The following is an 8,638-nucleotide window of genomic DNA, read 5'->3' on the forward strand; positions in this document are numbered from 1 at the left end:
AACGATGCTTTTGGTAGAGCTGGAAATAACAGAAGCGGGCATGACAGTTAACTATTATGAGTGGTGTTCCCATAGTAGCTGTGAAAATAGAGCACTATTGTTTCAATCATTCAGAGAGAGCACCCTAGGCATCTGTGATTTGCATTATCAACTTCTCGATCGGTTTATTATTGTTGTTGTCATTCGACTGGGGCTGATCGTCAATGCTGCTGGCGCGCATTTGAATTTATTCGGGTTATCAATCAGCTCTGTTATGAAAATCTACAATCCGGCCAGCGTCTCCCCCACCAGATTTCCACAGTTACTAACCTTAAATCGCAATCTGGCCACCAGCAATGACAAAAACGGCCAACGCTTTTTCCATTCCTTTTATGGGATTTTGTTGAACCACAGAGAGCTCAAAGGAAAAGAAGATATTAAATGACTTGATATATTTCCAGGATACACTTAAGGAGATACTCAATTAATTAAAAGGCCGGATAACTCCAGCCTTTTAATTAAATTTAAATACGCAATAACAATTAATTACTGGCAGTATTCAGCACCTCTTCTTTTCTTGGCTTCAAACGCACCTTGCCGAATGAAGTACCAAAGAAAATATGACCGTCTTCATCAAGTAACACGCCGGCAAACAGGGTGTTGTATCGCTCATCACCTAGCACATAATGGAAGACCGGTTCTCCAGTTGTCCAGTCGATGCCTTCCAGTGTCCACTCACCATTTCTGGCTCCGGTGGTATAGAGGATATTTGAGCCGGCACTCACCAGAGGCATGGCATTCGGGGAACTTAATGACGTATTAACCCAGGCATTTTCCAGCTGTCGTTTCTCTGGATTCCAGGCAAATTTCTGAATACCGTAGGGCTGATACTCTTCCCGGGTACCGAGGAAACCATTCAGTAACATGGCGGCACGTTCTGGATAGTACCAGGGCATTCTTGGCGTGTTATTCACCATTGCTGCGCCATAGCCAGAAACTACCACTGACTGTTCAGACTGAACGGCCAGCTCCGGGTCGCCCATATCCACACGGATAATACCGGCGACACGACGATCATTTGCTTCTGGCAATTTCTTCCAGTCCGCCGGAATCTCATTCCGCCAGTAAAGCAGCAGGTTCATCTTCTTATCACCATCGGTGATCACCACAAACTGATCTTCATCCCCAAAGCCCATCAGACTTGGTGTAGAACCGGTACCCTGACCTGCCGTATTGCTGTACTGAACACTCCAGGCACCGTCTTTCTCATCAACGGAAAGCTGCTCATTCTGCCAGATGACTTTGTGCATATGGTTCTGGGAAGCAACGTAGATGCCGCTCTCATCAACCGCCTGCCCATTTCGTACCCAGCCTTTCCCGGTGGGACCGGTTGCTGCATTCTCTGCATCTTCTTCAACCGCGTAGTTCAGGCGAACAACCCGCTCTTCAGAGAAATCTTTTTTAACGGAAACGATATAACCGTGCTCTGTGGCAAACACAATCCAGCCATCAAAGGTCATATTCATACCAATCATCAGGCCACTGACTGAATCAGGCATGGTCCACTGACGTTTTTTCACAATTTTGCTGTTTGAGTCTGAGGGATCTGCGTCTCCGTAAACGGTGATGCCACGACCACCATTATCACCGATATAGTAATCGTGATTATTGTCCAGCAGCGTATAGACACCAGAGAGTTCCTTAAACATATCCGCCTGCTTAAAGGCAAAATACATGGCGGAGAGACCTTCGCGAGAACGCAGTTCTTCAAGGGCGCTTTCGATTTCAGGACGGCTGAACTCCTTACCCTCTACCGGGAAGCGATCGATGATATTGAAGCTGTCATGCTCTGCCTTAAACACGCCATTGGCACCATTACTCCAGAACACCCGCTTACCGTCTGGATAGACACCGGAAATACTCGTACCAAACTGAAAAGGGCCAAAGTGGCGATACTGCAGTTCAAAGTCATCTAGGGTACGGGTTGGTCCGATCGGGCCAGCCTGAGGAACAGAGTCCTGCTGAGCCGACGTGGTGTGACCAATAGGGTTGGTAGAATCTGCCAGGTGTGGATTGCGAGGAGCCGGGTTAGCTGCATTAATTTCACTCACATGGCCGGCAGCGAAAAAACTGCCAATCAAGAGCGCACTCACACCCAAACTCCGAGAACGTTTACAGCATAAAGCAGTCGAACGAAAGACTTTCCCCAAAAGGGATTTACGGCTTGTTATATCCATTGTCGCAATGCTTCTTTTTTATAGTTGTTTTTTTAGATCCCGGATTCCAGTGATTACACAGTGAAAGACTGCAAACCTCTGAAACAATGGCTGTACCTTATGATTAAAGCCAGTGAACAGACAATAACAAATTCGGCCACAAACAAAGCCAAAACAACATTACAGATTAAACAAGGTGGAGAATGACTTACCTGCCACATCCCTATGGCATTTGAAGATTACTGAAACATCAACCCAGCGTTGCAACACTTTTCAGAATCAAGCGCACCAGCATGGTCTGACGGGTTACTCCGGTTTTTGAAAAGATCGAACGCAAATGCGCCCTGGCTGTATTTCGACTGATCCCAAGTTCCTCGGCAGTTTCGTCAAGCGTGAGCCCGTTTGCCAGTATCATCGCCAGCTGGGCTTCCGCCGGGGTTAAATCGAACAACGTCTTGACAATATCCCGGGGTGCCTGAGATTGCTGCTCGGGGTCACCAATAAATAAAACAACAGAAGGCGTATGTTTAGCTTTTGACCATTGAGAGGGAGGAACAGAGCGCACAACAATGCCAAGATCACTCTTACCTGAAGGTCGTTGTACTCTCAATGCTTCGACCACCGAAGGTTGATTATCATTCTGGGCAGCCAGCACATCCCTGATCAGCTCTTTCAAACGCCGGGTATCACGACTGCTTCCTACCTGTAGAGAACCTCCGATCAGTTCGATTCCATCCTTCTCTTTCAGCAGATCACTGGCCACCTGATTGCTCTGGAGCACTTTGGCCTCTTCATCCAGAATAATGGTTCCCACTGCCAGCTGATTCACAGCACCTGCATAAAGGTTCCTCTCTGTTTCAATTCGCCCCAACTGGGTATGCAGTTCAATCGCCTCCTGCAAATGAGGCACCAGCATCTCGACAAAGGCCTTATCCCCATCATTAAAAGCGCTGCTTTCGTGTCCCCGGCTGATTCTCAGACTGTATTTCGCCCCATTGTCAGTGCTGATATCCACCCCCAGCACATGAAAAACATCCATCGGCTGCAGGAACTGTCGACAATACTCTGAGTCAACCCGCTCACTGCTTGAAATAAATTCATCAAGACTCACTACTTTGGCACTGGGCAGATCAACAAAAGGGTCCATCGCGTAAAAATGGCTGTTATAGGAAGCGACAAACTCTTTTCCAGTTGTTCCTGTGGTAAGAAAAAGACCGTCATGGTCGTCAGTAGGAGGACTGATAACTATGGTCACATAGTTTGCTTCCAGCTTACTTTGTAGACGATCAAGAAAACCAGACCAAGGCACATTTTCAAGAATGCCCTGATAAAGAGCTTTAATTAACCGGCTAAACTCTTCAATATCGATGGTATATTTCATAATTTATTCTTTTTTTACTCATTATCGTCCATGAAGACGATAAAAGACTGAGATAGCTTGTGCTAATTTAACAAAAAAGAATTAAAAAAACTGTACGCATTGTTAATTTTTCTACAATCACAGTTTTCTTAGATACCTTTCCTTTCATCGATTCACATCATCCAAATTCTCAGGACTTTTGCTGAAAATCTGGTTCATTCTTTATTTAAACAAAATCACTCAGTATGACCTGGGAGATCTTCTGTAGAAGCTCAGTTTGAAGATTCAGGCAAGGCTCCGAAAAAGCATCTTTACCTGAAATCTGCTCAAACAGTTTTGCAGAAGTAAAATAACCAAGACACAGGTTAAACCAGTTAACAATCATCAATGCCACTTCAACATCGGTCGCATTTTTCCTGATCTGCAAGTGTCGGAATAACTGCTGCCCACGGGTAACCAGACTGGATAACCACTGATCCAGCCAGACACTCCCGGAACTCTCAGACTGGATTGCGTTATCAGTAGAAAGCGCTCTTTGCAGTAAAACAACCACATGGGGTGAACGGGAAAGCAGGCGAAACATCACAGCAGGAAGCAGCTGTATCTGAGAGCGATCGATCTCGTCAATGGACAGCATGTTATCCATCGTATCAGCGAGGGGCCTCAGCGCACGCTCCAGAACCTGCTGATACAACTCTTCCTTGTTTTTGAAGTGGCGATACAGGCCAGGCTCACGGATACCCACTTCCTCAGCCACCTCCCGAAGACTCGCACCAGCATACCCTTTCTGCGCAAAAAGGCGCTCAGAGACATCAAGAATTCTCTGAGCCGTGCGCTCACCTTTGGTCATTTTTTTATCGGTAATTACTTCAGTCATGCTCGGATGTTATCAATTATTAACTTTTTTTCAAACTTTCTACAAAATCAGCATTGATAAAAAGTTAATATATGATAACTTTTCTCGACGAGTCACCGATTACAATAACAAAGGAACACACCATGCCCATGGACTTACCACTGAGCCAGCTGGTCAGCGACGATGGCAGTCATGTTCACCGGAAGATATTCACCGACCCCGCCCTTTATGAACTGGAGAAGCAGCACATCTTCAGTAAAACCTGGATATATATGGGGCACGAGAGCCAGATCCCGAAAGTCGGAGATTTTATCACCAGCTTTATCGTCGAAACCCCGGTGATTGTTTCCCGCGCAGGCGACAAAGAAATCTACGTTACGATCAACAGCTGCAGTCATCGAGGCGTTCCGGTATGCCGGGCGGACCAGGGCAACACCCGTCGTTTTATCTGCCCTTATCATAACTGGACGTTCAACAACAAAGGCGACCTGGTATCCATCCCCCAGGAAAGAAAGGTCTGCAATAAACCTGAAAAAGCAGAGCTGGGTTTGAAGCGAGTCCCAAGGGTAGAAACCTATAGAGGCCTGATTTTTGCCTGCATGGATGAAAACGTTGAGCCACTGACGGACTATCTGGGTGAAATGGCCTGGTACCTTGACTGCTTCTTTGATCGATTTGATGGCGGCATTGAAGTCATCGGCAGCCCCCACAAGTGGATCATTAACTGTAACTGGAAACTCCCGGTCGAGAACCACCTTGGCGACATTGGTCATGGTCCCTACCTTCATGGTTCGATTCTGCAGGGGACCCCACAGGTACAGGAACTGGAAGACACCGGCCTGAATGTAGTCCCCAAACCCGGTCACGGTCTTTCCGTTCGACTGATGCCTGAAGGCACTCCAGATGAAATGTGCATGTTCGGTATGGATGGCGTTGCCGGCATGGATCCTGAAGTAAACCAGTACCTTCGGGAAAGCCATAAAAAAGTCACTGAACGTTTGGGAGAGGTTCGCTCCAGATTGAAGCCTCTTTGCTACAGCGTTTTCCCAAATCTGTCGTTCCTCTGGCCAAATATGACACTGAGAACCAGCCATCCACGAGGACCTGGTCAAATTGAGTACTGGTCATGGTTCGTGATCGAGAAGAATGCGCCGGAGCACATCAAGGAAAAATTGAAAATCCATTACACCATGATGTTTGGCCCAGGCGGCCTTCTGGAAGGTGAAGATGCCGAAGCCTGGTCACAGCAGTTCAGCGGCAGCAATATCGATTATGCCGATGATCGAACCTATTACTACGGTCTTGGCCTTGGTGAAGAGGAAAGCCATCCGGAAATCCCCGGCAAGGTTGGCAGCTGTTTTAATGAACACTACGCCCGAGAGTTTTATCTGCAGTGGCGTCAGCGTCTGGAACAGGGCATCCAGGAAACTTCAAAGCTGGAGATAAAATAATGACCGAGATTAACCGTGACCTGATCAGTGATGTTGAGCAGTTTTATTTTCGCGAAGCCCGGATGCTCGATAACCGGGAATACCAGCAATGGCTGAGACTGGTAACCACCGATGTCGAATACCGGGTACCCGTTCGTTATATCCCACAACCGGACCCCAAGAAAAAGGAGACTGAAGCGTTTCTGGGTGTTGAGCAGGAGCTAAGCCAGGGACTGGAGCCTGACTTCAGGAAAGAGAACTTTTTTATTCTCTCTCTAAGAGCCATGCGGGCGTTTAAACTAAACTCCTGGACAGATAATCCACCTGCAAGAACCCGGCGATTTATCAGCAATGTAGAAGTACTGCCTTCTGATCAGGAAGGCTGCTATGAAGCCTACAGTAATACGATGATCTACTTCAGCCGTCATCAGAAAGAGAACCACACCTTCACTGCACAGAGAAAAGATCTTCTCCGTGTTGAAAAGGGGGAGTTCAAGATTGCTAAACGGGAGGTGATTATTGACTGGAATGTGGTTACCGGGCCATCGCTGAGTATTTTCTACTAACTATACGAAAAAAAACCAATAGCCTCTGAAGCAAGAGGCTTTTTTACAGTATCTCCACAGTAAAATCAGGCATACCGGTTGAAAGTGCTATATTCTGCTTCATTCACACAATAAATAAACCAGTACATAATACAGTACAGTTCCTTTGACAGTAGAATACTTAGCAAAAAGCCTCTGCGCTCACGTAACGCCAGGTTTAGAGAGCTCAAGTGAAGGTTGTACCGAAGATCAAGCAATGCTGGGTGCCCGCAAAGTGTGCAGGGTGCTGCTCAAGCAAAAGGATGCATTCGATTTAAGGAGAATAGGTGACCTGCTTGAAAACTCTACACTCAAATTCCTTCCTCTCCTGGGAAGGTATATTGATAAAGCGATCGCTAAAAACTGGGTTAAAGAGGTCGTAACGCCGGAACCCGAGAGCCGTAGTACTTTTCAGCCCACAGACTGCCTGAAAGTCATTGAGGCTTGTATCTCAGGGAATCTACTGGAATTACAGGAATTAGAGTTCAGTGGAGCAGTGAGCCAGCATCTTCATGACTGGGTGGAAAGTATCAGAGATGAACATCAGGGAAGAAAGCTATGTCCATTAATTGCAGGAATAGAATCAGGCAGCAGAGACACCGTTAAATACCTTGAAAATCAAGGCGCAGAAGTTAGAGCCTTTCCTGAGAATAAGAAGAGCCGAAATAATTTATTACACTACCTTGTATATACTCCCTTCACTGAAGAATTTGACGAAATCGCACGCAAAGTCATTAGTGAGAACCAAGAACTTTTGCGAAGAACAAACAAAAAGAAGAAAACACCACTCGAGGTTGCACAGGCTATGGATAATAAGCTCATGACCTCACTGTTCACAGAGTATCTTGAAGACAAAACAAAACCAATAACACCAGACTCTGAACATAAACCAACAGGCGGCTCACTTACCTGTCAAGATGAGTCTTCGATGTCTGGATTATCCTCATGTTCAAACCTGGAAGCTGAATGCACAGAGTCACTTGATACCTTAATATTGAGTAGCTTGCCGACAACTGAAGGCTGCCCAATAGCTGAACAAGAACAGTATGAGGATAGCCTTGAAACGAGTTCAGAGAATTCCTTCAACTATCAAAATCAATCGATTCAATCAGAAACCGTCCCTGCCACCTTTCCGGATACCCCGGAAGATAAAAAATTCACTCCCAACACCAATACTCTATCTCAATTTGCACAATCCCCTGCGTTGCTTTTGCCTATCAGTCAAACCGACCGATCTGAAGAGATTCTTATCCTAAAAACAACTCCCCAGATCACTCTCAGACAGACAGAGCAAGCTACCATAATGGTATCCAACTGTCGTAATGCCGGAAATATTACTAGGGCTCTATTTAAAAACGGCAAGCCCTTAACTCCTGAAAAAATCAGAGATGCAATGAGTCAACATTGTGCGAGAACGTTAAAGTCAATACCGTTAAGCCAAGTTAAGGAAGGTATAAAGACAGCGCTCGATAAGGGTTGGGTCAAGCAAGTAAGCGGCGAGACTGCCTGCTATCAAATCAGCCGAAGACAACAGGTTATTGAGGAAGCCTGGGAAGGTTCTTCGAAGACCATTCAAGAACAGAAAATACCTGGCAAACAGCTTAATTTCTGGATTGAAAGTCGCAGACCGAGCGATCATGGCACGAAGATATCGCCTTTTATGGCAGCAGTAGACTCACAAGACCCAGAAACCATAAAGACCATGCTCACCTTAGTAACTTCAGAGGCAAAAGACAGCAATGGTAATAATATTTTACATCAGTTAACTCAATCAGGAGCTGATTATCTTCTTGGTATCGTGAAACTTCTTTCTATAGATAACCTTCATGCAATACAGCTCCTTTTTACAGAAAATCATGATGGAGAGCTACCTGTAGATATTGCCCGTAGAACAAATAAGGAATACCTCTGTCGTTTGTATTCGAATAAAATGAAGCACTTGAAAAAAGACAAGCAGAATGAATGTCATATCCAGTCCACAATGCGCACAAGCCAGCCTGTATCCCATCTGAAAACTGGCGAAGTAGTGGTTCAAAAGATAGATCCACACGCAAACCTTTTGGATTCAAGCTGCCTTGAAGTAATAATACCAATTTCATTTTCAAAATATGTCACGAATTCTGCGATTGCCTTTATACTTTAAATAGCCTGTTGTTCATCCCGTTAATGTCATGCCTAAAACTCCCGATTTTCCTGAAAACTTTCACGATGCA

At 45.7% G+C, this 8,638-nt stretch carries 7 protein-coding genes; 4 read left to right on the plus strand and 3 right to left on the minus strand.

The window, feature by feature from the left end:
* A partial coding sequence (locus tag AK963_RS33440; RefSeq protein WP_175404599.1) for a hypothetical protein occupies positions 1 to 424 on the plus strand: 424 nt, incomplete at its 5' end.
* A 97-nt stretch (positions 425 to 521) separates the two neighbouring features.
* Here AK963_RS33440 and AK963_RS21945 read toward each other — a convergent pair.
* The 3 genes from AK963_RS21945 to AK963_RS21955 form a co-directional block, all read right to left on the minus strand.
* Positions 522 to 2,132, minus strand: coding sequence for a hypothetical protein (locus AK963_RS21945; protein ID WP_238593811.1), 1,611 nt, complete (start codon positions 2,130 to 2,132; stop codon positions 522 to 524).
* Between the two features lie 313 nt (positions 2,133 to 2,445).
* Positions 2,446 to 3,576 (minus strand): helix-turn-helix transcriptional regulator, encoded by a 1,131-nt coding sequence (locus AK963_RS21950; protein ID WP_066017561.1) that lies wholly within the window; start codon positions 3,574 to 3,576, stop codon positions 2,446 to 2,448.
* Between the two features lie 205 nt (positions 3,577 to 3,781).
* Complete coding sequence (locus AK963_RS21955; protein ID WP_083232838.1) at positions 3,782 to 4,432, minus strand: TetR/AcrR family transcriptional regulator; 651 nt, start codon at positions 4,430 to 4,432, stop codon at positions 3,782 to 3,784.
* Between the two features lie 122 nt (positions 4,433 to 4,554).
* Here AK963_RS21955 and AK963_RS21960 point away from each other — a divergent pair, with 122 nt between their 5' ends.
* From AK963_RS21960 to AK963_RS21970, 3 genes are all read left to right on the plus strand, one after another.
* Entirely contained in the window at positions 4,555 to 5,862 is a 1,308-nt protein-coding gene (locus AK963_RS21960) for an aromatic ring-hydroxylating oxygenase subunit alpha (RefSeq protein ID WP_066017563.1), read from the plus strand.
* Complete coding sequence (locus tag AK963_RS21965) at positions 5,862 to 6,407, plus strand: aromatic-ring-hydroxylating dioxygenase subunit beta (RefSeq protein ID WP_066017564.1); 546 nt, start codon at positions 5,862 to 5,864, stop codon at positions 6,405 to 6,407. The genes AK963_RS21960 and AK963_RS21965 overlap by 1 nt, the downstream gene beginning before the upstream one ends.
* Positions 6,408 to 6,552: 145 nt before the next feature.
* Positions 6,553 to 8,568, plus strand: coding sequence for a hypothetical protein (locus AK963_RS21970; RefSeq protein ID WP_139117584.1), 2,016 nt, complete (start codon positions 6,553 to 6,555; stop codon positions 8,566 to 8,568).
* Positions 8,569 to 8,638: the final 70 nt, after the last annotated feature.

The sequence above is a fragment of the Endozoicomonas atrinae genome (genome assembly GCF_001647025.1).
Lineage (GTDB): Bacteria > Pseudomonadota > Gammaproteobacteria > Pseudomonadales > Endozoicomonadaceae > Endozoicomonas > Endozoicomonas atrinae.